Below are 295 nucleotides of genomic sequence, written 5' to 3'. Positions count from 1 at the left end.
GCCGGCATCGCGAACGGCGGGCGGTTCTGTGCACCCGTCGTGATCGACCAGGTCGTCGCCCCCGACGGTGAGGAACTCGGCGGACAACCCCGCACCTGCACGCAGGCGGTGTCGCCGCAGACCGCGGCCACCGCGTTCGACGTCATGCAGGGCGCGTTCCGCGGCGGCACGGCGAGCGGCGGGCAGACACTCGACGGCGCGACCCTGTTCGGCAAGACCGGCACCACGGACGCGGCGGACCAGGTGTGGCTGGTGGGCGGGACCTCGCGTGCCGTCACCGCCTACTGGCAGGGCA

1 protein-coding gene is annotated in these 295 nt (G+C 73.9%); it reads left to right on the top strand.

Translation table 11 applies throughout. The features are described from left to right. Positions 1-295 (top strand): penicillin-binding transpeptidase domain-containing protein (locus tag BIU91_RS13370; RefSeq protein WP_253183758.1); only part of this gene is annotated, 295 nt, incomplete at both ends.

It is taken from the genome of Curtobacterium sp. MMLR14_002 (assembly GCF_001864975.1).
Classification (GTDB): Bacteria; Actinomycetota; Actinomycetes; order Actinomycetales; family Microbacteriaceae; genus Curtobacterium; species Curtobacterium flaccumfaciens.
Note: the sequence above shows the minus strand (reverse complement) of the source record. Positions and strands in the feature narration are given on the sequence as shown.